The sequence below is a fragment of the Geomonas sp. genome, from assembly GCF_056994735.1.
Genome location: NZ_JBXKJL010000451.1, coordinates 1 through 1,738, shown reverse-complemented (window position 1 = coordinate 1,738; position 1,738 = coordinate 1). Strand labels below are relative to the sequence as shown.

1 protein-coding gene is annotated in these 1,738 nt (G+C 60.6%); it reads right to left on the bottom strand.

The features are described from left to right. Positions 1 to 227: 227 nt before the first annotated feature. On the bottom strand, positions 228 to 1,502 hold the full coding sequence (locus tag AC11W3_RS19425) for a transposase (protein WP_484093593.1): 1,275 nt from the start codon (positions 1,500 to 1,502) through the stop codon (positions 228 to 230). Between the last annotated feature and the right edge of the window lie 236 nt (positions 1,503 to 1,738).

The following is a 1,738-nucleotide window of genomic DNA, read 5'->3' as shown; positions in this document are numbered from 1 at the left end:
GCTCAGATGTTGAGCAGCCTGGGAAGCACCTTTTGATCGAGGGCCCCTCAGGCACAGGCAAGACCTGCATCGTTTATAAAGTCCTGGACTCTGGCGAATGATCTCGATTTTTTCCGGGAGATCCTTGCCATTTCCGCGCTGACCGCGCGGACAACGAACCTTGGGTGCGTCATGTGATCAAACGCACCCATGTCCGCAACGGCTCTGGTTGTGCAGCCAACGCAGCGTCAGCCCGTCGGCCGGAGGAACCGATTCAGCACCGCCTCGACATCGCCGGTGCGAATGCCCTGTTCCACCGCCGCTCTCAGCCACGCCGCTGCATGGTCGTCTCGATGCCGTCGCACCACGTCGCCGTAGCACCGGATCTGAGCCGAACGCGCGCGGGCAAACCGCTCTTCCACGTAAGCCCAGGCCAGATGCACAGCGAGCACGTACCGCTCCACCGCCTCCAGCGACCGCACGCGGAAGTCCGCCAAGCCCAACTGGGTCTTTGTATAAAAGTTCACAACCTCACAGGTCCAGCGGCCACCGTAACCGCGCAGGGTCTTGACGACCGAGCGGGTCAAGTCCGTACTTGCAAAGTACGCCCAGGAGCGAGCCCGGGGATGCCGTTTGGAAAACATCACGCGGACATCGAAGGGAACTTTCGACAGCCGCCCCACCGCATCCCGCACGTGGTAGGTCGTCGTGTTCCCGTCCGCAGCGGTCACGCGCACCCGCGTGTACCGCTTGTGCCGTAAAGTAGCCGCCCACTGGCTGAGGCGTTGCCCACGCAACGTCCGGTTGCTCTTGAGGGCGCAGACGGCGTGCCAACCCTGACGATGGACGTATTTCAACAATTGTTCCGAGGCATACCAACTGTCAAATTGGACGTAGATGGTCCAGCCTGCAGGCAACAGCGGTTTCAGCCCCTCCAAGATCTCGCGGGCCAAGTGGAACTTGCTCCGAAAGTGGAGCCGATGCTCGGGGGAACGATGGCGATTGAGCCGCCGCACCGTCTTGTCTCGCAGATAGAGCCGGAGGTCGACCGTGGCCGTAAGGTCCCCGACGCGCAGGGTACATTCGAGGTAGCAAAAAGCCCTGTGGTAGCGGGGCTGGCGCGGGGTGGACTCGTTGTGATCGTGGAACCAGTCGACCGGCTCGATGTGTGTGGTGTGCTTGTCCTTCTTGCCGAGCGAGTCATCGAGGTTGACGTAGAGGACTTTGAGCAGACCCCGTGCTCGGGCCAGCTCCAGCAGCCACGTGACTTGGTGGTACCGGAGGGCGTCGCGTGCTTCCGCGGCGGACCAGGGACTGATCCGGAGAAAATCCGCCCAGTTGGAGGGATCGGTGGCGTCGAGGAACTGCCGCTGCAAGGCGGCCAATGTCTTTCGTTCGTCGCAGACCAACACGCCGTCCACAAGGTGTAAGAGATGCTCGCGCTGCGGTTGGGACAAGTTGAGGTGCAACGAATCGAGGAAGGTTTCCAAGGTCGGTGAAGGCTGTACAATGCGGGTCAGCATGAGGAATCTCCAGAAAGGATGGGGGGTGTAGCAGACCCCATTCTATGCTGGAGGGACCTCATGCGATTAATTACTGTTCACACATGCCCTAGACGACCAAGTTTTTTCGCCAGAGTCCAGTAAGGACTTCTGGCCGCTGGTAACGTACATCAATCAGAGGTCACACCCGCTTTGACCGAGTGGTTCGATAAGAGCACGTCGCAGATCCAGGGGACCAGAGCACCAGCGGTGGTGGT

Excerpts from the sequence above, each read along its gene's own strand:
- AC11W3_RS19425 (WP_484093593.1), bottom strand. The coding sequence starts at position 1,502 with ATGCTGACCCGCATTGTACAGCCTTCACCGACCTTGGAAACCTTCCTC.